At 69.2% G+C, this 21056-nt stretch carries 21 protein-coding genes and 1 pseudogene; 15 read left to right on the plus strand and 7 right to left on the minus strand.

Annotation, left to right across the window (positions count from 1 at the left end; all coding sequences use genetic code 11):
• Positions 1-172 precede the first annotated feature (172 nt).
• Positions 173-1024: a LysR family transcriptional regulator gene (locus tag ACGFZN_RS25000; RefSeq protein ID WP_393860703.1), complete on the minus strand. Its 852-nt coding sequence runs from the start codon at positions 1022-1024 to the stop codon at positions 173-175.
• An 82-nt stretch (positions 1025-1106) separates the two neighbouring features.
• Between ACGFZN_RS25000 and ACGFZN_RS25005 the strand changes: the two genes are divergently transcribed.
• The 6 genes from ACGFZN_RS25005 to ACGFZN_RS25030 all read left to right on the plus strand — a co-directional run bounded on the left by ACGFZN_RS25005 (position 1107) and on the right by ACGFZN_RS25030 (position 6161).
• Entirely contained in the window at positions 1107-1631 is a 525-nt protein-coding gene (locus ACGFZN_RS25005; RefSeq protein ID WP_393860704.1) for a cupin domain-containing protein, read from the plus strand.
• A gap of 16 nt (positions 1632-1647) precedes the next feature.
• The gene (locus ACGFZN_RS25010; RefSeq protein ID WP_393860705.1) at positions 1648-2010 is read left to right on the plus strand and encodes a DoxX family protein; all 363 of its coding nucleotides are present in this window, start codon (positions 1648-1650) and stop codon (positions 2008-2010) included.
• 1094 nt (positions 2011-3104) lie between these two features.
• Positions 3105-3464 carry an STAS domain-containing protein gene (locus tag ACGFZN_RS25015; protein ID WP_393860706.1) on the plus strand — a complete coding sequence of 120 codons (360 nt, stop codon included), beginning with the start codon at positions 3105-3107 and terminating at the stop codon, positions 3462-3464.
• The gene (locus ACGFZN_RS25020) at positions 3461-4396 is read left to right on the plus strand and encodes an anti-sigma factor RsbA family regulatory protein (protein WP_393860707.1); all 936 of its coding nucleotides are present in this window, start codon (positions 3461-3463) and stop codon (positions 4394-4396) included. The genes ACGFZN_RS25015 and ACGFZN_RS25020 overlap by 4 nt, the downstream gene beginning before the upstream one ends.
• 120 nt (positions 4397-4516) lie before the next feature.
• Positions 4517-5707, plus strand: coding sequence for an IS110 family transposase (locus ACGFZN_RS25025; RefSeq protein ID WP_393860708.1), 1191 nt, complete (start codon positions 4517-4519; stop codon positions 5705-5707).
• Positions 5708-6002: 295 nt separating this feature from the next.
• A complete protein-coding gene (locus ACGFZN_RS25030) occupies positions 6003-6161 on the plus strand; it encodes a hypothetical protein (protein WP_393860709.1) in 159 nt (52 codons plus the stop codon).
• A 58-nt stretch (positions 6162-6219) separates the two neighbouring features.
• Here the strand turns inward: ACGFZN_RS25030 and ACGFZN_RS25035 are convergent, their stop codons facing one another.
• Together ACGFZN_RS25035 and ACGFZN_RS25040 are read right to left on the minus strand one after the other, a co-directional pair.
• On the minus strand, positions 6220-6561 hold the full coding sequence (locus tag ACGFZN_RS25035) for a DUF4352 domain-containing protein (RefSeq protein WP_393860792.1): 342 nt from the start codon (positions 6559-6561) through the stop codon (positions 6220-6222).
• Between the two features lie 496 nt (positions 6562-7057).
• Complete coding sequence (locus tag ACGFZN_RS25040) at positions 7058-7807, minus strand: glucose 1-dehydrogenase (protein WP_393860710.1); 750 nt, start codon at positions 7805-7807, stop codon at positions 7058-7060.
• 326 nt (positions 7808-8133) lie between these two features.
• Here ACGFZN_RS25040 and ACGFZN_RS25045 point away from each other — a divergent pair, with 326 nt between their 5' ends.
• Both ACGFZN_RS25045 and ACGFZN_RS25050 read left to right on the plus strand, forming a co-directional pair.
• Positions 8134-8733 carry a TetR/AcrR family transcriptional regulator gene (locus ACGFZN_RS25045; RefSeq protein ID WP_393860711.1) on the plus strand — a complete coding sequence of 200 codons (600 nt, stop codon included), beginning with the start codon at positions 8134-8136 and terminating at the stop codon, positions 8731-8733.
• Positions 8734-9334: 601 nt separating this feature from the next.
• Positions 9335-9778, plus strand: a complete 444-nt coding sequence (locus ACGFZN_RS25050) for a VOC family protein (RefSeq protein ID WP_393860712.1) — start codon at positions 9335-9337, stop codon at positions 9776-9778.
• 169 nt (positions 9779-9947) lie between these two features.
• Here the strand turns inward: ACGFZN_RS25050 and ACGFZN_RS25055 are convergent, their stop codons facing one another.
• Complete coding sequence (locus tag ACGFZN_RS25055) at positions 9948-10775, minus strand: alpha/beta fold hydrolase (protein WP_393860713.1); 828 nt, start codon at positions 10773-10775, stop codon at positions 9948-9950.
• Between the two features lie 286 nt (positions 10776-11061).
• Positions 11062-11568: a hypothetical protein gene (locus ACGFZN_RS25060; RefSeq protein WP_393860714.1), complete on the minus strand. Its 507-nt coding sequence runs from the start codon at positions 11566-11568 to the stop codon at positions 11062-11064.
• 424 nt (positions 11569-11992) lie between these two features.
• Between ACGFZN_RS25060 and ACGFZN_RS25065 the strand changes: the two genes are divergently transcribed.
• Entirely contained in the window at positions 11993-12478 is a 486-nt protein-coding gene (locus tag ACGFZN_RS25065; RefSeq protein ID WP_393860715.1) for a MarR family winged helix-turn-helix transcriptional regulator, read from the plus strand.
• Positions 12479-12883: 405 nt separating this feature from the next.
• On the opposite strand, the pseudogene ACGFZN_RS25070 reads toward ACGFZN_RS25065, so the two are convergent.
• Positions 12884-13341 (minus strand): annotated as a pseudogene (locus tag ACGFZN_RS25070) (FMN-dependent NADH-azoreductase); the annotation flags it as partial.
• 144 nt (positions 13342-13485) lie between these two features.
• Here ACGFZN_RS25070 and ACGFZN_RS25075 point away from each other — a divergent pair.
• The 5 genes from ACGFZN_RS25075 to ACGFZN_RS25095 all read left to right on the plus strand — a co-directional run bounded on the left by ACGFZN_RS25075 (position 13486) and on the right by ACGFZN_RS25095 (position 17794).
• Positions 13486-14154, plus strand: a complete 669-nt coding sequence (locus ACGFZN_RS25075; RefSeq protein ID WP_393860793.1) for a nitroreductase — start codon at positions 13486-13488, stop codon at positions 14152-14154.
• A gap of 99 nt (positions 14155-14253) precedes the next feature.
• Positions 14254-14982 carry an SDR family oxidoreductase gene (locus tag ACGFZN_RS25080; protein WP_393860716.1) on the plus strand — a complete coding sequence of 243 codons (729 nt, stop codon included), beginning with the start codon at positions 14254-14256 and terminating at the stop codon, positions 14980-14982.
• 162 nt (positions 14983-15144) lie between these two features.
• Positions 15145-15810 carry a nitroreductase gene (locus tag ACGFZN_RS25085; RefSeq protein ID WP_393860794.1) on the plus strand — a complete coding sequence of 222 codons (666 nt, stop codon included), beginning with the start codon at positions 15145-15147 and terminating at the stop codon, positions 15808-15810.
• A gap of 427 nt (positions 15811-16237) precedes the next feature.
• Positions 16238-16675 carry a cupin domain-containing protein gene (locus tag ACGFZN_RS25090; protein ID WP_393860717.1) on the plus strand — a complete coding sequence of 146 codons (438 nt, stop codon included), beginning with the start codon at positions 16238-16240 and terminating at the stop codon, positions 16673-16675.
• Positions 16676-17386: 711 nt separating this feature from the next.
• Positions 17387-17794 (plus strand): RHS repeat domain-containing protein, encoded by a 408-nt coding sequence (locus ACGFZN_RS25095; RefSeq protein WP_393860718.1) that lies wholly within the window; start codon positions 17387-17389, stop codon positions 17792-17794.
• Positions 17795-17914: 120 nt separating this feature from the next.
• On the opposite strand, the gene ACGFZN_RS25100 is transcribed toward ACGFZN_RS25095, so the two are convergent.
• Positions 17915-18655 carry an SDR family NAD(P)-dependent oxidoreductase gene (locus tag ACGFZN_RS25100; protein WP_393860719.1) on the minus strand — a complete coding sequence of 247 codons (741 nt, stop codon included), beginning with the start codon at positions 18653-18655 and terminating at the stop codon, positions 17915-17917.
• 315 nt (positions 18656-18970) lie between these two features.
• Between ACGFZN_RS25100 and ACGFZN_RS25105 the strand changes: the two genes are divergently transcribed.
• A complete protein-coding gene (locus ACGFZN_RS25105) occupies positions 18971-20908 on the plus strand; it encodes an amino acid adenylation domain-containing protein (RefSeq protein ID WP_393860720.1) in 1938 nt (645 codons plus the stop codon).
• Positions 20909-21056 lie beyond the last annotated feature (148 nt).

The following is a 21056-nucleotide window of genomic DNA, read 5'->3' on the forward strand; positions in this document are numbered from 1 at the left end:
AACCTCTGTTGCCGTCCGATCGACCGCGGACGGACCTGTCGAGACGTCAGGAAGTCGACACTGCCTCGCGGCCTCCCGCACGGCCGCACCCCGACGGCCGGTGTGACGACGGTCGAGCCGGGCGGCCGGAAGAATCCGGTGCCGGCCGGGGCCGTACCGGTCCCGTGCTCGGTCAGGTCCGGTAGGCGGCCGTGGCGGTCCGGACGAAGGAAGCGATGAGCGGGTTGGCGTCATCCTTTCTCCAGGCCACCACCACCTCGCTCGGGGCCATGTCGGTCACCGGCACCACCGCCAGCCCCGCGGGCAGGTCGTGGCCCAGCGGCGCCATGCCCACCGTGCCGTTCCAGAGCACCGCCTGCAGGCACTCCTGGACGGCGCGGACGACGGGGCCCTCGCGGCGTTCGCCGCCGTTCCAGTACGCCTGCCAAGCGGGGTCGGTGCCCTCGGGGAAGCGGAACCAGCGGCGGCCGGAAAGGTCGGCCAGTTCCAGTCGGCCGCGGTGGGCGAGCGGGTCGTCGGCGTGCAGAACCGCCCCCACCGGGTCGGCGCGCAGCCCGTGCACGGCCAGGCCCGTTTCGTCGAAGGGCCTGCGGGTGAGGGCCACGTCGACCAGGTCGGCGCGCAGCCCGCAGGTGGGATCGGCCAGTTCCGCGTCCCGGACCCGTACCTCGATGCCCGGGTGCCGTCGCCGGTGAGCGGCGGCGAGCCGCACCGCGCCGGGGTCGGTGCCGTCGCCCAGGATGCCGACGGTGAGGGCGGTGGCACCGGCGGCCTCGGCGACGCGTGTGCGTGTCTGCTCGGCGCGGGCGAGCAGGGCCCGCGCCTGCTCCAGGAGCACCGCCCCGGCCGGGGTGAGGGTGACACCGGCCGCCGAGCGCTGCAGCAGCGTCGCTCCGAGGTCGGACTCCAGTTGCCTGATGGCCCGGCTCAGCGGCGGCTGGCTCATGTGCAGACGGTGGGCGGCCCGTCCGAAGTGGAGTTCCTCGGCGACGGCGACGAAATAGCGCAGCGTGCGAAGCTCCATGTCCGGGCACGATACCCGTCGGGTATGCCCGGTGCCGAAGCGGTCTTGGACGGACGCGGTGGCGGCGCGGTGAGATCGACGCATGAACGACGAACACACGACACCTGCCTTCGAGAAGAACTCTCCGGCGCCGGACCCCGCCGTGTCGGTGGTGGGACCGGAAGACGGCGAGGTGATCGTTCTCGGCACCACCCGCATGCGCGTCCTGGAGGACGGCAACAACACGGGGCACCGTCTCGGTATCGCGCACGCGGTGCTCGCCCCGCACACGGACGGCCCGCCGCAGCACCGCCACGCTCGGCACGACGAGGGGTTCTACGTCATCTCCGGCACGGTGACCTTCACGGTCGGCGAGGACAGCCACGAGGCGGGAGCGGGCACGCTGGTGATGGTGCCGCCAGGAGCACCGCACACCTTCGCCAACCTGACGGACGAACCGGCCGTCATGCTCAGCACGTTCACTCCGGACCTGTACGTGCAGTACTTCCGCGACCTTCGGGAAATGATCCTCAGCGGGCAGAAGCTGACCCCCGAGGCGAACGTCCGGGTGATGAGCCGATACGCCACCACGCCGGCGGGCCCGCCGGCCGGCGCTCACCGCGTCTGAGCACGGAGCAGAGCCCATGCACATCGCCTACTGGACGGTCGCAGGACTGCTTGCGTCGTTCTATCTCTACGCGGGAGGGATGAAACTGCTGCGCGCCCGGGAGGAGTTGCGGCCGATGATGGCCTGGGTGGACACCACGCCGATGCTCGCCGTCCGGGCCATCGGCGCGCTCGAGGTGCTCGGCGCGCTGGGGCTCCTGCTGCCTCCTCCCACCAGGGTCGCGCCGTGGCTCTCCCCGGCCGCTGCCGCCGGCTTCGTGCTCCTGCAGATCGGCGCCACCCGCGTCCACCTCCGCCGCGGCGACCGGCGGATCGAGCTCAACGCCGCGCTTCTCTTCACCGCAGCCGTGGTGGTCTGGCTGTCGACGATCTGGCTGTGACGCTCCCCATCCGAGCGCTCCCAACGCCGAAGCCAGCGCAGTCGGGCTACGACAGTGCGCTGCTCCGGTGCGAGGATCACGGTCGGACCGCCGCAGGACCGGCACGGGGTCAGCCGGAGGAGGTGACCGTCCCGGTGAAGTGCCGCGCGCAGGCCGCGTTCCGTCAGTTCCCGGCGCCGCCGCACGGCCGCGCCGGCGTCCCTGGTGTTGCGGTCCTTGACGCGTGCCGGGATCTCGGGGTGCGCGGGAAACCCAGCTTCGGTCTGCACGCCCTGACGCTGCCTCATGAGTGACGCAGGTCCCCGCGTACTCGGGCCACCGGCGTCAGCGTGTCGCCCGCCAGCTGTAGCGCCGCTCCGGCCGGCCCGCGGCGTCGTAGCGCAGGGACACCTCCGCGCTGCCTCGAGGCAGCGGCGGGCGCTGACCCGGGCTCATGACCGGCTTGCCGGACGCCCAGCGATCGAGGGCTGTTTGGAGACCAGCGCCCACATCTTCCGTTCGGGTGGCCCGCCGATCCTCCTTCGAGTGTGCTCTTCCGCTCGACTCCGGCGTCAATGAGGGCTGCATCCCCGATCTGGAGCTGCGGAAGCGGATCACCGCCGGTCGGCCAGGTGTCCCGCTGCTCCGACACTGCGTCATCTTTATGGGGTTGCTTCGACGACGCTACCCGCGACGGTGCGTCACCGGCGCACGGTGGCCGACCCCACCTCACGGAAATCTTGGCAGGGCCACGCTCCGTTCCAAGCCGACAGCGACCGGGCGTCCTTCAGCGCGATGCGTTGCGGGCCGGCCACCACGGGAAGGTCAGCCGCGGCTGCGTCGACAACGTCCTTGTCCGTTACCGTTGTCACCGTCATCCGTCTCATCCCCTCCTGGTACCGGCTTCTCAGCCCGGGCGCAGTCGCCGGCCGAGAAAGCCGAACCCGGCCTGCATCCGCAGATCATGCCGCCCAGGTCTGCGGCAAGCGGGGCCCGAGGGCACTGACGTGCGGCCGTCCTCCATCGCGCGGCGTGGGTGGTGGTGCTGGTATAGGTAGGGGGTGTCTGCGATCGAGACAGACGCTCATGATGCACGCTCCGTGGAGGGGAAGCGCGTGGATGTGCCGGTTGATACGGAAGGCCGCTCCGGCGCGCCCTCACATGGCGTGACCGGGCTGGAGGTCTACCCGCTGCCGGGACGTTGCGGTGTGCGTGTGGCCGGGGATGTCAACGCCGCCACGCGGCCGGTGTGGAGCGAGGTGCTCGATCGTCTTGTGCGGCAGGATGAGGACCTTGTGCACGTGGACATGTCCCAAGTGACCTTCATCGACGTGGCGGGAGTGACGGACCTGGCGATGGCCGCGCAGTCGCTTCGCGGCGGGAGGCGTATCGTGGTGCAGCAGCCGCCGCCCCACGTGCCGCGCGTACTGGAGTTCTTCTGGCCCGGCCTGGGCGGGATCGAGGTAGCACAGTGACCCGCCCCGTTACCGAGGCCGAGCGGTTCGAGCATCCAGCGCTGTTCTACCGCGGCGAGGACCAGTATCTGGCCGGCACGGTCCCCTTCGTGCAGGAGGGCCTGGCCGCAGGTGAGCCGGTCGCAGTGGCCGCCCCGCCGGATCGCCTTGAGGCGATCAAGGACGGACTGGGCGACCGCGCCGACCAGGTTCACTTCGTGGACATGACGCAGGCCGGCCGCAACCCCGGACGGATCATCCCCGGGGTGCTGCGCCGGTTCGCCGACGCCCATACCACCGGACGGGTGCGGATCATCGGTGAGCCGATCTGGCCCGGCCGCACCAGCATGGAGTACCCCGCGTGCGTGCAGCACGAGGCGCTCATCAACCCGGCCTTCACCGGGCGCGCGGTGACGATCCTTTGCCCGTACGACGCCGACCGGCTCGACGAGCAGGTACTGGAAGACGCCTGGATCACCCATCCCTTGGTCATTGACGAGGACGGCGGCAAGCCCTCGGCCGCCTACCAGTGGCAGGCAGTCGTCGCCCGCTACAACCAGGCGCTTCCCCTGCCGCCGCAGGCCGAGGCGTCCTCCTTCCACGGCAGCGGTGGACTGCCCGAGGTGCGTGAGTTCGCCGTGCTGTGCGCCAAGCGGCTGGGGCTGGACGGGCAGCGGCTGCAGGACCTGGAGCTGGCGGTGGCGGAGCTGACCACCAACAGCGTCGTCCACGGAGCCGGCGGCGGCACACTGCGGATCTGGAGCGAGGGTGAGCAGGTCGTATGCGAGGTGCACGACGCGGGCCGGCTGAGCGATCCGCTGGCCGGACGGCGCCCTCCAGCCCCGGAACGGCCCGGCGGGCGGGGCCTGCTGCTGATCAATCACGTCGCCGACCTGGTCCGCATCCACACCAGCCAGGCGGGCACCACCATCCGCTTCTACATCAGCCGCTGACCACCCTCCGTCGCTCAAGCGCGGCTTGCCGCACTGCTCGTTCTGTGGACGCTGTGAACCAAGACGACATATCCGCACACTACGGCGAGCAGGCGGCGTCAGGTCCCGTCGCCACGCAACATGGCCGCGATCTGGGCCGGCATCGACGCAGGCAAGACCCACCACCATTGCGTCGCGATCGACGACAGCGGCCGTCGGCTGCTGTCACGACGCGTCGCCAACGACGAACCCCAACTGCTCGAACTCCTTGCCGCCGTCGTGAAGCTGGGCGACGAGGTGACGTGGGGCAATGACCTCGCTGGCGGCGGAGCCGCCCTGGCCATCACGATTCTCCTCAACCACGACCAGTCGGTGCACTACATCTCCGGCAGGGCCGTCCACCGTGCCTCCGAGAGCTACCGCGGCGAGGGCAAAACCGACGCCAAGGACGCTGCGGTCATCGCAGACCAGGTCCGCGTCCGCCGCGACCTGCTGCCCTTACACGCCAACGACGACACCGTCACCGACCTCAAGATCCTCACGGGCCGACGCACGGACCTGGTCGCCGACCGCACGCGGACTGTCAACCGCCTCCGCGCCCAGCTGATGGGCATCTTCCCGGGGCTGGAACGGATGTTGGATGTGACCAACACCGGCCCACTCACCTTGCTGGTCGGCTACCAAACGCCTGCTGCCGTCCGCCGGATCGGCAGCAAACGACTGGAGACCTGGCTGCGCAATCGGCACGTACTTCGCGCCGACCGGCTCGCCGAGATCGCCGTCCAGGCCGCCGAGCGACAGCACACCAGCCTGCCCGGAGAGAAGCTGACCGCCCAGTTGGTGCACACGCTCGCGACGGAGGTGCTGGCCCTCAACCAGCGGGTAGGCGAGCTCGACAAGGCTGTCGAGGCACGGTTTCGCGACCACGCCGCCTTTGAGGTGATCACGAGCATGCCCGGTCTGGGCATCATCCTCGGAGCCGAGTTCCTGGCAGCCACCGGCGGCGACATGAGCCTCTTCGGCACCGCCGACCGCCTCGCCGGCTTCGGCGGTGTCGCTCCGGTGCCTCGCGACTCCGGGAAGATCAGCGGCAACCTGCGACGTCCACAGCGATACAACCGCCGTGTCCAACGGGTCTTCTACCTTCCGGAGTTGTTCAGCATCCGGCACTGCCCCGAGTCCCGCCGCTTTTACGATCGCAAGCGGACTGAGGGCAAGCATCACACTCAGGCTGTCCTCGCAGTCGCCCGCCGCCGCGTCAACGTCCTCTGGGCCCTCTTGCGTGACGGACGGTGCTATGAGGCGACCCCACCCACGGCGCTCGCGGCTTGACAGACCGCATTAGGAATCAGTGTCCTGAGCGCCCGCAGGCCAACCGCCGGGCCTGCTTTGCCGATCCTGCCTGGAACGCCGCCTACTGGGCGCGCATCGACCGCCTAGACGCCGCGCACCGACGAGCAGCGTGCCGCGATCCGAGTTGCTTTCCATGCGATTGCCAGCCCGGTGCGCGGGGGCGAAGAGCCCACGTGAGCGCGTACGACGATCTCGTCAACGACATCCAGTTCCGGGACCAGATCGAGGGCGGCGCGAAGCGCACCGTCCTGTGCGAGCCGTGCAGAGTTGAGGAGTGCGGGCCGCCGCCGGGGAACGCGGCCTCGGCCGCAGCATCTTGGTGCGGGCCAGCCCGGTCTGCGCGGTGGGCCAGCTGCTCGTCATCGACGACAACTCGATCGAGGCGAGCAACAGGGAGATGCAGCAGCGGATCACTCGCCCGATGTACCCCTGACCCACCGCATCGCGACGGCCCACCCGAAACTCGTCCGGGCGGGCCGCAGCACTGCAGATCAGGACAGCTGCCACTCCGCTGGCTGGTCCGCGAACCCAGAATCCATCGTGAAGTGGACCGTCGTCAGCTTCGAGCTCTTTGGCACCTCGAACACGATCCAGCCCAGCGCCGTACCGCCAGGCTTCAGCCGTACGCCTGCCGACATCGACGGGCCCGCGCTGATGTCCGCGATCGTCGCCTCGAACTGCTGTCCCTGGCTGTCCGCTACCTGCGCCCCGTTCGATGGACTGTCGCTGTAGGTGGCGGTGCCCGTGTTCTTGAGCCGGAACTGAACGCCGACGAACCGCTTCCCTGCGCCCGGTGCGCTGAACTCGTCGGCCGGCTTGCCAGGGTCCGCCATCTTCACGACCCGAGACGCCCCCTGAGAATGCTCAGCGTGTGAGCCGAGGGGTCCGACCGGACCAGTTGGACCCCTCACGGTCATCGAGGCCCGGCAGCACCGTAGTACATCGACGCACACCTGACCCGTGCCGCCACCGGCAACGGGCTGGCCTGGCGCAGGCGGACCCCGGCATCCCGACTGCGCCGGTGGGCCGGCCAACGCCGCCGTGACGCGGCCAATCACCTGCTGCGCGGCATCTGCTACGGCCTGGGCACCGGTGTCACCGGCCTCGCCTGGTGGCCAAAACTGCCGGGCGACGGTGCTCTGCTGATCGCCTGTGTGTACGGCGTCCGACTCCACGCCCTCAGCCGATTCCGGAGGCCGCCGTGTGCCCGCACACCGGCGGGGCTGCGCTCGCCCGAAGGTTCGGTGTGACTACCGGTGTGACCGCGACGCGGTCACACTCTTGTCTTCTGTCTTCGCTGGGACGGGCAAGCGCATCGTCTTGCGGCGCTCAGATCTGGTTGAGTCCGCCATCGACGAACAGCTCGGATCCGGTGACGAAGCTGCTCTCATTGCTGGCGAGGAACAGTGCGGCGGCTGCGGCCTCGTCCGGGTGCCCCATCCGGCCCAGCGGTATCTGGCTGGCGAAGGCGTCCCTCATCTTCGCGGCCTGTTCGGCGTCCGCAGCCAGGCCGGTGATGCCCGGCGTGACGATCGGGCCGGGCACCAGGGTGTTCACTCGGATTGCGCGGCCGCTGAGTTCGTTGGCCCAGGTGCGGGAGAAGGAGCGGACCGCGGCCTTGGACGCGGCGTACACGCCGAAGGCGGCGCCGCCTGAGGTGGCAGCAGTCGATCCGGTCAGGATCACCGAGGCGCCGTCGTTGAGCAGCGGAATTGCCTTCTGAACGGTGAAGAGCATGCCTCGCACGTTGGTGTTGAAGGTGGCGTCGAAGTGCTCCTCGGTGACCTGCTCAAGCGTGGCGAACTCACCGCCGCCCGCGTTGGCGAACAGTACGTCGATGGACCGGCCCCGCTCGGCGACAGCCGCGTAGAGGCGGTCGATGTCCGCGAGGTTCGCGACGTCGCCCCGGACGGCGGTGGCTTCCCCACCGATCTCGGCCAGCGCGGCGTCGAGAGCCTCCTGCCGACGGCCGGTGATGAACACATGCGCGCCCTCACGCGCGAATCGCCTGGCCGTGGCCAGTCCGATTCCGCTGTTGCCTCCGGTGACGACTGCCGTCTTCCCGTCAAGCTGTCCCATGATCGCTTATCCCTGTCCGGTGCAAACGCCAAAGGTCGTGCACCATGTGTCGCTGCAGTGTTACAGAGCCGGAGCGGACAGCCCCGGAGCACTTATGGACTGTACGGTAAAGAACCACGTTATGGACCGCTCGGGCAAAAACGTGACTGCATCCACACTGCCGAGCGAAGACGAGCCGGCCGACGCCGGTCCGCCCGCCGGGGCGTCGAGGCGCCGGGGGAGCCCTGGGCCACACACCCCGCTACCACCCAGCCTGTGCCTGTCCCCCTTGTGTGTCGCATGCACCCGGGCGCCCACGATCTGGACCGATGGGTCAAGAAAGACGTATGCTGCTGAACATGGGACGACCGCGGAATTTCGACGAGAACCAGGTTCTGGAGTCTGCGCGCGAGCAGTTCTGGAATCAGGGGTACGCGGCTACGTCGCTGCAGGACCTGACGGACGCCACCGGACTGGGCAAGGGGAGCCTGTACGGGGCCTTCGGCGACAAGCGGCAGCTGTTCCTGCACGTGCTGGACGGCTACCGTGACGAACAGCTCAACGGTGTCCGGGCGGTCCTGACCGGGCCCGGTACGGCCTTCGAACGCCTGACCCTGCTCATCGAGGGCGTGGCCAAGGGATTCACGGAGGACCCGCAGCGGCGCGGCTGCCTTCTGGTCAACAGCACGTCCGAGCTGCACAGCAATGATCCGGACGTCGTCTCCCGGGCCCGGACCAGCTACCAAGCGGTCGAAGATCTTCTGATCGCCTGCGTGAAGGAAGCCCAGGACGAGGGGACGGTCGAACCGGGGGCGGACGCCCAGGAGGTCGGGCGGCTGCTCCTTGCCGTCATGCAGGGCATCGAATTTCTCGCGAAGACCGGCATGGACGGCTCAGCTCTGCTGCAGATAAGCCAGGCCGCCCTCAAGCAGCTCTCCCGACACTGACCATCCTGCGGGCCGGCACCCTTCACAGGTGACGTGCCGACCGGCAGGGACCCGCGTGGGCCCGCTTGAGTCGGCTGCGAGCACGCGCATTACCTGCCCCCCGAGCACCCCCACGAGCGGCCCGGGCGCCCGCCCCGGCGCGGTTGACGGCCTGCCCCTTTCACCATGCCCTTGAGCAGGCACTCCGGCCGGGCGGCTGCGCCATCGACGGCGCCGCAACGCGGGCCGGACGACGCTCCGGCAGCCGGCGGCGCCGGCCCATTGCGCACGGGCACTGACGGCAAAGACTCCAGGCTACCCAAGTCCGCGCGGGACCTCGCTCGCGCCTCACTTCCGCACGCCGACGACGATTCGCCAACTGGTGCATTGACCCACTGACTGCGCAATGCACCTGAAGAGGACACAAATTCTTGACTGTACGGTCCATAAGGTCTACGTTTGGCCTACGACCCGCGGATTCGCTATTGCAAGTAGACGTCGGGTCGACGGCAGACGGGCACAGGCTGTTCCGCAGCACGGCACAGAGAAGCCGGGCGGAATGCGAGGGTTCTCGCGTGCCCCACCGCAAACGCCCGCACCCGGCCAACGAAAAGTGATCACCATGACCACCGCTGCCCAGCCGCCCTTCCCCTACAGCCTCCACAACGTGACGATTTCCGTCAGTGACCTCGACGCGTCGATCCAGTGGTGGAACCGGGTGTTCGGCCTCACCCTGCTGGCGAGGACCCGCTTCGACGCCATCGGAGCGGACGTCGCCTTCCTGGAGGGCCCCGGGTTCCGGCTCGAGCTCCTCCAGCCCGCGGACGGTGTGCGGATCCCCGAACTGACGGCAGAGCCCCCCGCCCACATCCGCCCGATCGGCAACAAGGCCCTGGTCTTCCGCGTCGAGGACCTCGCCGGCGTGACGCGCACCTTCCGTGACCTGGGCGTGACAACCGTCTGGGAGCAGATGGACCTCGGCGACGGCAGTATCTCGACCGCGATCCGCGACAACGACGGAAACCTCATCAACGTCTTCCAGCAGGGCGCAAGCCCGATCGGCTGACACGGCGAACCGATCGCCCAGGCCGTCGAGCCAGTTTCAGGCGCTCCGGACATGGTTGCCCGGGACATCCTTGAACCGTCCCTCCCGGGCGGCCAATTCACAGCGCCACTGGCCGGCAGTGTCCTGGGTCAACGGCAGCGCCGCCGTTGACCCAGGACCGGGGGAGGCGCTAACTACGCGCGAACTCAAGCAGGTCTCTGTTGAAGATCTCGGCGTACTTGGGCACCATCGCAAGGCCATGAGGTGCGCCCTCGTAGACCTTGTACTGCGCACCCTTGACGATCTTCGATGATTTGGCGCCCGCGGAGACGATGGGCACGATCTGGTCGTCGTCGCCGTGCACGATCAGTGTCGGCACATCGACCTTCTTCAGGTCCTCGGTCGTGTCCGTCTCGGAAAACGCCTTGACGCAGTCGTAGGCGCCCTTGATACCGACCGTCATGCTCCACAGCCAGAACTCGTCACGCGTTCCCTGGGAGACGGTCGAGCCCTCACGGTTGGCACCGTAGAACGGGGCACTGAGGTCCTTGTAGTACTGCGAGCGATCCGTGAGCACACCCTGGCGGATCTCGTCGAACACCTCGATCGGCAGGCCCTCGGGGTTGGCTTCCGTCTTCAGCATCAGCGGAGGGATGGCGCCGAGCAGGACCAGCTTGGCGACCCGTGCCGTACCGTGCCGGCCGATGTAGCGGGTGACCTCGCCGCCGCCGGTGGAGTGCCCGACCAGAATGACGTCGCGCAGGTCTTCGGCTTCGATGACCGCGGCCAGGTCGTCGGCGTAGGTGTCGAGGTCGTTGCCCTCCCAGGGCTGACCTGAACGTCCGCCCCCACGCCGGTCGTGAGCGATGGCACGGAATCCGTTGTCCACCATGAGCTTCATCTGAGGGTCCCAGGCATCGGCAGTGAGCGGCCAGCCGTGGGAGAAAACGACGGGCTGGCCCGAGCCCCAGTCCTTGTAGAAGATCTGCGTGCCGTCCTCGGCGGTGGCGAAGGGCATGGTTACGCTCCTCTCAATGTCCGCTCGCGGGCCCCTTACGTCACGCCCTCCGGAGATGTGACGTAGACGGCACCGCATTCGGTCAACATAAGCGCGGGGCACCGATTCAGCGCGTCCGGAAACACCGCTCCGGTACGAGCGGGACGGCCGTTGCCTGACAGGCGAGGAAGTGGTCTGTCTCGTACGGTGGTCCTTACATGCCGCGGGCACATCCACGGTCCGGAGAATTCACCGGTTACGCCACTCGAGTGAACTCCCAGGCACAGTCACCCACGCGCCCTGGACATCACCACCGGTGGCGGGCGGCAGCCATGAGATCAACCGTCGTTCTACTCATTGCCGGTCTCTTGGGTCGACGGGGGCTCCGCTCACGCTGCGAGACGCTCCAGGACCAGGTGACCGCTGGCGATGCCAGCTCCTGTGCCTGCTCCTCACCGAAGTTTTCCGGCAGCGGCTCGCGCTCGTCCGCGACGTCACCGATCTCGAATGCCGTCTCCCAGCGCCTGCCGACTGCCGAGAAAGCGACCTGGATCGGCCAGCATGTTCCGTCCGCCTCGACATCCGTGACAGTGCCAACGCCCCACGTGGGATCGGTCACCGTGCGGCCTTCCAGGGCGACGGCAGTGCGCCGGGCGGCGTCCGCGCTGGAGGAGGTCATGGACACAACGTACGGCTCAGCAGCGCTTGGCCACCCTGGGAAGAGACTCGTGATCAGGACGGAGATCTGGGTGTTGGCGTTCTGCTGCCAGGTACCGGTGTAGTGGGCGAGGGTGTTGGCGATCTCCTCGTCCACGTAGGGGTCCCAGTGCTTGGCGCGGATTTTGTTGAAGTCGAATCCTGGCCCTTGTCGTTGACCTGACCGCAGCGCAGCGGGACGCGCGCGAAGGGGACGTGAGGCGTGTACCACTTGACGATGTGGCCCTTGTCCTTGTCCTTAAAGGCGTTGGGGCTCAGCGTGGCGGGGTGCGCGCACGGGGAGACCACCGGAACGACAACTCCCTACTCTACGCAGCCTTGTTCACCCACGTACGGGGATTCGCGGGAGGTGGCCGGTTGCAGCCGTCCGGTGCCGGGGTGCCGTTCAGCAGAGCATGCCTCGGCCTCGGCAACCTGGTGCTTTCGACCGCGACTACTGGCAGGCCGACGCAAGGGTGGGCTGTAGCGGATGCGCCATTTAGTTTCAGGCGATACCATATCGAATGAAGTAGTCTGGCCCTATGGGCACTGATGTTCCTCACCGAACCGCCGCCTCCCATGCGACCGACCGCCCCGGGGATACGTCGCCTTTCGCTCTCGGTCTGCTGCTGCGCCGGGCGCACTGGCGCGCGGCCGCGGTGATGGGGGAGGCGCTTCGGCCACTCGGCATCGAGTTGCGACATTTCGCGGTACTGATCGAGCTGGTCAATCACGGGCCCACGGTGCAACGGGATCTGGTGGCGGCGACGGGGTCGGACAAGGCGGGAATCATGCGGGTCGTGGACGACCTGGAGCGGAAGGGCCTGGCCGTACGCAAAGCCGTTCCGGGGGACCGGCGGGTGCGGGCAGTGGAGATCACTCCTCAGGGGCTGGAGCTCTTCGATGCAGCCCACGTGGCGGCAGGTCCTCTGGCTGAGGGCCTGGTTGCGGAATTGGGACCCGGTGAGCCCGAGAAGTTGAAGGATCTGCTGACCCGGCTTGCTCATCCAGCAGACGGCAAGGCGTAAGCGCGCGGGCGCACCGGTAGTCGGCCGCATCGGCGCGCTTGCTCTCGCGCCGCTTCGTCGGCGAACCCGGTTGAGGGCTGTGGCCATCGTTGCAGGCCGGCCTGGCGACCGGCGGCCGACGGGGCTGTCGCCGACGGGGCCGGGTCGTCCGCGCTGGTGCCGCCCGCATACGTGGCCGGGGGTGCGCTCTTCGCCCTCACCAAGCACCGTCGTCTCGATGCTTGGTGAGGGCGACAGGCCGAGCACCGGCCGCCATCAGGACCCGCCCACCCACCTCCAGATGTCGCGCTACGGGCGCGGCCGGACAGGGCGCACGCGCCGTGGACGCCGTGTGACCTCCTGGGGTGGGGCATCACACGGCTTCCACAGCCCGGGAGTCGTAGAGGGCAGTTCTGTCGTGGCCGGTACGAATTCGTAGCCCTCGCGGGGGGTGCCCGGCGCGTAGGAGCCGCCGCGGCTGGCGACGACGATGACCGGGGTGCCCTGGGCAGTGGGGGTCTCACCCGCGGTGCGGCCGAGCAGGAGCACGCTGTCCAGCCACGCCTTGAGGGTCGAGGGAATCGAGAAGTTGTACATGGCCCGTCGATCAGGACGCCGTCCGCCTGCTCCAGTTCCTCGATGAGCTTGACTCGCGCGGCGAACGCGGCGGACTGCTCCAGGGTGCGCTCGGCGGGGGGCGGCGTAACCGGCGGACCGTGCGGCGGCGGTGATGTGCGGAACAGGGTCGGCGGCCGGGTCGCGGTAGATCACCGTGCCCTCCGGGTGCTGCTCCTCCCAGGTCTTGCGGAAGGCGGCCGTGACCGAACGGGACGAGGACGCCTCGCCGGGAACACGGACGAGTCGATGTGCAGCAGCGTGGCCATCGGTTTTCTTTCAGGAACGGCGCCCGAGGCGGGAGCCAGGGGCTGGGGGATCCGTGCTCGATGATAGTTGCACTCGATACGGTATCTAGTGATACTGTATTGAGTGTGATGAAGGTGAGCCGACGGGAGATGGAGGCGGTGATCATGGACGTCTACGAGGCGGTCACGAGCCGACGAGCAGTGCGCCGATTCACCGACCGACCCGTCCCGAGGAAGGCGCTGGAGCGGGTGCTGTCCGCCGCGGTCTGGGCGCCGTCCGGGTCGAACATCCAGCCGTGGCACGCCTACGTGCTGACCGGCGCACCGCTGGCCGAACTCAAGAAGCGTGCCGGCGAGCGTCTGGCGGAGGGTGACCCCTGGGACGCCCCGGAGTACGAGATGTATCCGCCCGAGCTGAAGTCTCCGTACCGCGAGCGCCGATCAGCCTTCGGTGAGCAGCGCTACGGCGCGCTCGGCATCGCGCGTGAGGACCTGGAGGCGCGCCAGCGGGCGGCCGCCGCGAACTGGGACTGCTTCGGGGCGCCCGCCGCCCTGTTCTGCTGCATCGACAAGGACATGGGTCCGCCCCAGTGGGCCGACGTCGGCATGTATCTGCAGACCGTCATGCTGCTGCTGCGCGCCGAAGGGCTGCACAGCTGCCCGCAGATGGCCTGGGCGAAGTACCACAAGAGCGTCGCGGAAGTCCTGTCACCTCCGGAGGGGCTCATGCTCATGTGCGGCATGTCCATCGGGTTCGAAGACGTCACAGCGGGTGACGCCCGGACAGGCCGGGCGCCGCTCGACGAGACGGTCACGTTCGTCGACGGTCTTTGACGCTCACCCCTCCTTGGTCGATCAACGACCGCTCCGTGTCGCCCCCACATAGGGGCCCATATGCGATATTGCACACATAATGCGGACGAAAGGCATGCCATGAAGATCGCAGTCATCGGCGGTACCGGACTGATCGGGTCGCAGGTCGTCAAGGACCTGAAGGCCGCCGGACACGAGGCGGTACCGCACTCGAAGTCCACCGGAGTCGACATCATCAGCGGCCAGGGACTGGACCAGGCGGTCGCGGGAGCCGACGTCGTCGTCAACCTGACGAACTCCCCGACCTTCGACGACGCCTCCCTGGCCTTCTTCCAGACCTCGATGGACAACCTCCTGGCCGCAGCCCACAACGGCGGCGTCGGCCACTTCGTCATCCTCTCGATCGTCGGCGTGGACCAGGTACCAGAGCTGGACTACTACCGCGCCAAGGCACTCCAGGAGAAGATCCTGGCGGCCGGGCCGATCCCCTACTCGATCGTCCGGGCGACGCAGTTCATGGAGTTCATGGACGCCGCCATGTCCTGGACCGCCGACGCCGATAGTGTCCGACTGCCCGCCACGCCCATCCAGCCGATCGCCTCCAAGGACGTGGCCGCCGCGGTGGCGGAGGTCGCAGCCGGCGCCCCGCTGAACGGCATCCGCAACATCGCCGGCCCCGAAGTCTTCACCCTGGACGAGCTGGGCCGGATCACCCTGTCCCGCAAGGGCGACAGCCGCACCGTCGTCACCGACCCCACCGCCGGCATGTTCGCCGTCGTCAAGGGCGACGTCCTCACCGACAAGAACGCCCACCTCGCCCCCACCCGCTACACCGACTGGCTCTCCTGACATCCCCCGCCTCGGTCCGTCCCAGCCTGGCAGGGTGGTCACCTTTGCGGGGGAGCGTTCCGCTACAGCCAACGGCTGCGATCTTTCGGGGGCCCGTCGGAATCCCCGGTCCTGGACTGTCAATGAGCAGACAGGTGGAGAAGGCGAGGGAGGCAGATGATCTTGGATGTCTATGAGGCGGTCACGAGCCGACGGGCGGTGCGCGCGTTCACCGACCGGCCCGTTCCCAGGCAGGTGCTGGAGCGAGTGCTGTCCGCCGCCGCTTGGGCGCCGTCTGGATCGAACCTCCAGCCGTGGCGCGCCTACGTGGTGACCGGTGAGCCGCTGGCCGAGCTCAAGAGGCGCGCCGGCGAGCGCGTGGCCGCAGCCGACCCCTGGGACGAGCGGGAGTACGAGATGTACCCGCCCGCACTGAAGTCTCCCTACTATGAGCGCCGATCCGCCTTCGGCCATGAGCGCTACAGCGCACTCGGTATCGAGCGCGAGGACTGGGAGGCACGCCAAAGGGCCGCGGCCGCGAACTGGGACTGCTTCGGTGCGCCCGCCGCCCTCTTCTGCTATATCGACCACGACATGGGCCGACCTCAATGGTCCGATGTCGGCATGTATCTGCAGACCGTCATGCTCTTGCTGCGGGCCGAGGGATTGCACAGCTGCCCGCAGATGGCCTGGTCGGTGTATCGCAAGACCGTCGCGGAGATCCTGTCACCCCCGGACGAGCTCATCCTCTTCTGCGGCATGTCGATCGGGTTCGAAGACGCCACGGCGGGTTACACCCGTACGGGCCGGGCGCCGATCGACGAGACCGTCACGTTCGTCGAGGGGTAGATTCGCGACTGCCTGACGATCAGGGTTGGCCAGGACGCCATCCTGACCGGCGGCGACGCCGGTTTCCTGACGGCCTTCTCTTCGGCCTTCGGCGTCGGCAACAGCCTCCGTCTTGGTGACGGCGGGGGAGTCCTGCTCTCCTGCCGCACGAACGGGACAGCTACGGCCGGTATCCCATGGGTTCCGCGGCCCGCCTCCGCAGCCGGCAATCCAACGCGGACAGCGCCCGCCGCTCCGCACACTGCGTCATCGGCACAGTGGTGGGCATGGCCGGCGCGGAGCCATGAGGCAGAGCCGACCGGCGTACCCGGAAATCGACAGGCCCGGGATATGGGGGGCGTGGGAGGCGGTGCGCCGGCTCCCGGATTGTGGCGGTTGCCGACGGAAGGCAGGGTGGTCTCGAGACGGGCTCACGGAGGTGTGGCGCATGTCGGAGAAGAACCCGGAGCACGGGACCGCCAATGAGGTCTCCCTGCCGCCCGAAGTCCAGTTGCTGCAGCAGGTCACTCCCCCCTTCTTTCCCGAAGGTGGTTCGGGCATGACCATTCTCGTCGAGTGGCCTCCCGGTCACCCCGGGCTCCCTCCGCATCGCCACTCGGGCCCGTCGTTCGGCTACGTGATGGAGGGCGCGCTCCGATTCGAGCTCGAGGGTGAGCCCGAGCGTGTGGTCGAGGCCGGTGGGACGTTCTGGGAGCCGGGCGGTGACGTGATCCACTATCAGGACGGCAACGCCCTGTCGGACGCACCGACCAGGTTCGTGGTGACCATGGTGTGCGCGCCAGGTCAGCCGATGCTCACGCTGGTCGGCGAGGAGGAGCTGAAGGAACGGTCGCACCTGCGCGCCCCGCGTCCCTCCGCAGGCTGACCCGCGAGATCGACAAGAGTCCGGAGTCCGGAACACCGATCCAGGTGCTCGGTGGAGTGGATGCCGTGCATCGACCGGTGCGCACCCGGCATCTGGTGCGCCATCTGGTGCAACTCAGTGTCCGAGACTCCCGGCCACGGTGCGGTCCGGGCTCCTGCAGGCGGTGCGCCTGCTGGTGGTCCTCGCACACCGGGTGCACTGCGTCGGCATCGCCCCGGTCGGCGTAGCGATCCACACGGGCGCGGGAGTCGTCGGCCGCCTTGGTGAAGGCGTCCTGGAGGCGGCCCAGCCGCTCGGCCGTGAGGTCGTCGGCTTCCACGTCCACGCGGGACTCCCTCAGGACCCCGCAGCGCCGCCAGGTCGATCATCTCCCGCATTCCGGGCATCCGGCTCTTGGTCGTCGTGGCTCCGGGCCGGCGGCCGGGAACGCGACCGGCTGCTCGGGCATCGCCGCGTGCCCCTCCGAGGTGTCCTGTACATCGGGGTTGCCGCTTCGCTGACGCGGGCGCCCGTTCGGGCGGGTACGGGGCCCGGAAGCACCTCGGCCACACGCGAGACACACTGACACCACAGAGCAGGCGGTTGGCGGAGGATTCCGGACCGCTCCCTACGCGCCCGCCTGTCCTCTCTGCGTTGCATCCCAGCGGTGATCGATCCGTTCGCTGACCAGTCGGGAGCCATGCTTGGCCTCTGAAGCACAGTACTCCCCGGATGAGACCGCTCTTCTGGTCGTCGACCCGTACAACTGTCCACCACTGCCTACCCGGGCGTCGACCGCACCGACACCACCCCGCCCTCCGGCGGCACGGCGACCTCGTCCTTCACCAATGCCCTCGAGCAGACCGCCAGGAGACCAAGCAGACCGACCCAGACACCGGCACTACCACGTTCGACAAGTACGACGACCTCGGCAACCTGCTGCAGGCCACCGACGCGCGCGGTCAGATCCTCTCCTACGCCTACGACAACCTGGACCGCAAAACCGCCGAATACTCAGGCGCCTGGTCCGCCACCCCGGACCCGAGCAAGGAACTCGCGTCCTTCAGCTACGACACCCTCGCCATGGGATGCCCCACCTCCTCGACCCGCTACGCCGGCAGGACCGTGCCCGGAGGGTAGCCCTCACCGAGGCAACGCCGCTGGTACGTAACCCGCAGTCACAGACGGCCACGAGGGCGCCCGGACGACGCGGCTGCCGCCGTACACGGCGGGCGATGCGGCGGCCGCCCCGGCCACGGTTCAGACGACGTGGCGGCCGCCGTCCACGGTGAGGACATCGCCGGTGGTGTACGCGGCCGTCGTCAGGTACTGGACGGCCTCGGCCACGTCCTCGGGGGAACCGACACGGCGCAGGGGCGTGTTGGCGGTGATCCAGTCGCGGGAGTTCTCCCACACCTCCTCGGCCTCGTCGTACCAGGGCGTGTCGATGAGGCCGGGGGCGACCGCGTTGACCCGGATGCGGGGACCGAGCTGCGTGGCGAGCAGACGGGTCAGGTGGTTGAGAGAGGCCTTGCTGACGGCGTAAGGGATCGAACTGCCCAGGGCGCGGGTGGCGGAGACCGAGGAGATGTTGACGATCACGGCGTCGTCCGACTGCTGGAGGTGAGGCACGGCGGCGGTGGTCAGCTGCCAGACGCCGAAGACGTTGACGTCGAAGATCTCGCGCCATGCGGCGGCGTCGGCGGTCTGGAGGTCGTCGAGCGGGATGAAGCGGGTGGCGCCGGCGTTGTTGACCAGGATGTCCAGGCGCCCGTAGGCGTCCACGGCGCTCTCGACGATCCGCCGGGCGTCCGACGCGTCGGCGACGTCCCCCTGCACGTAGACGGCGTCGGGTAGTTCGGCGGCGAGTTCCTTGCCGGCGGCGACACTGCGCGCCGAGTTGACGACGATCCGGATGTCCTCTGCGGCCAGCCGCCGGGCCACGGCGGCGCCGATCCCGGACGACGAACCGGTGATGAGGGCCACCCGACGCCCACTCATGCCCACTCCCATGCCCACTCCCTTACGAGATTGATCGTTGACGCGTTCGAGGCGCAGAGCTTAATCTATCGGCACACGGAATAAATATTCCGCTATACGGAATATGCTTCGGGGGAAGCGTGCGAATCCGGGCAGAGTGGCCCGATGCCGCTCTCACTCCGCGATGGCCTGCGACCTCAGTACATCCGGAGCGATTCCGTCGCTTCCGTGCCCGGGTCATGGGCGCGGGCCATTTGTCGAACTCCACGGGGGAGAGTCATGGGTGTGTCATCACCGACCCAGCCGGCACAGGCGGCCGGACACCATACGGAGCCGGTGCGAAGCGACACGCAGGGCGTGCATCGCCTGGTCGCCGACCGCGTGCGGGAGTCGCCCGAGGCGCCGGCCGTCCGGGAGGCGCTCACGGGACGTGAACTGACCTACCGGCAGCTGTGGGAGCGCGCCGGCCTCCTGGCCGCCCGCCTCGCCCAGCACGGCGTCGGGCCCGGCGACACCGTCGCCCTGGATCTGCCGCGCGGCGCCGACCTCGTCACCGCCCTGCTCGGTGTCGTACGCACCGGCGCCGCCTATCTGCCCCTTGACAGCCACGCACCGGCGGACCGGGTCACCGCCCTCCTCGAAGACGCCCGCGCCCGGGCCGTCGTGACCGGGCCGCCCGTCGGCGAGCGCCGCGAGACCACCGCCCTCGCCGGTGCCGTCCTGCTCACCGTGGCCGAGGCCGACACAGCCGCGCCCACCTCCGAGGCTTCGCATCCCGACGTGTCCACGGACGAGACGAAGCCGCTCTGCGTCGGCTACACCTCAGGCTCCACGGGGGAACCCAAAGGCGTGATCGTCCCGCACAGTGCCGTGCGGGATCTGGTCACGCACCCGGACCACCCCGGGGCCATCAGGCGCACCGACCGCGTCGGCCAGCTCGCCAACCCCGCCTTCGACGCCTTCACCTGGGAGGTCTGGGGCGCGCTCACCGCGGGTGCCCCCCTGATCGTGCTGCCCACCGTAGTCGAGACGCCCCTGGAGAACTGGACCCGCATCCTCGTCGCGGAAGGCGTCACCACCGCGCTGCTGACCACCTCGCTGTTCCACATGGTCGCTCGTGAGGCGCCCGGCGCCCTCGGATCGCTGCGCCAGCTCCTGGTCGGCGGCGAGCAGTTGGACCTTGCCGCCACCCGTCGTGTGCTGGCCGCCGAAGGGCCGCGGCAGCTTCTCAACATCTACGGCCCCACCGAGACCACGGTCTTCGTCACCGTGTTCGCCTGCACCGAGGAGTCCCTGGCCGGCCGCACCAGAATTCCGGTGGGCACTCCCGTACGCCGGGTCCGGCTGCACGTGCTCGACGACGCCCTGCGGCCCGTCGCACCGGGCGAAACCGGCGAACTCTGCGTGGCCGGGCCCTCGGTGACCAGCGGCTACCTCCACCGGCCGGAGCGCACCGCACGCTCCTACGTGACCCACCGCGCCGCCGACGGCACCGAGCAGCGGGTCTACCGCACCGGTGACCTGGCCCGGCTGCTGCCCGACGGGCAGTACGAGATCGTCGGGCGCACCGACCGGCAGGTGAAGCTGCGCGGCTTCCGGATCGAACTGGAGGAGATCGAGCAGGCCGCCGTGGCCACCGGGCACACCGAGGCCGCCTTCGTCGAGAAGCTCGGCGAGGGCCACACCGCCCGGCTCGCCGGCGCCTTCCTGGCGCCCCGCGCCACCGCCGCCGGCAGCACAGCCGATCCGGCCCGGGTGCTCGCCGAGGCACTGGCCGAACGCCTGCCGTCCTACATGCTCCCCTCTTCCTGGCTGGAGCTGGCGGAACTGCCCCTCGGCTCCACCGGCAAGGCCGACCGGGCCCGGATCAAGCAGCTCCTCACCGAGCACGTGACCGGCACCGCCCCGGCGTCCGCGACCGGGACACCGGCCGGCAGCACCGCAACCGCGCCCACCGGCCCCGCCGACCCCACCGCCTTCGCCGCGCCGGCCGCGCCCGCCGCCACCGTCGTCCCGGCGACCGGTACCGATGCCGTCACCGCCACCATCGCCGCCGTATGGGCCCAACTCCTCGGCCTGCCCGACCCGTCGGCCGTACGGGGTGCCGACGACTTCACCGGTCTGGGCGGCAACTCGATCCTCGCCGTACAGGCGGCCTTCCGCATCGGGGAACGGCTCGGCATCCCGGTCGAGCCGGTCGACGTCCTGCTCGCCGCCGATCTCGACGAACTCGCCGCACGGCTCCGCGAGGGCGGCGTCGCCACCGGCGTCTGACCGGCGAACCGCCGTCACATCACCGGCGACCGACCGGGCGCAGGCCCCGTCGCCGTCCAGCGAGCCCGGCAGCCGCCCCGCGGCCCGGGTCCGCCCCCAGCCCTGCCCCGACACCATGCCGCAGGACCCGTACGCCGTGCGCGGCACG

It is taken from the genome of Streptomyces sp. NPDC048192, assembly GCF_043202415.1.
Lineage (GTDB): Bacteria > Actinomycetota > Actinomycetes > Streptomycetales > Streptomycetaceae > Streptomyces.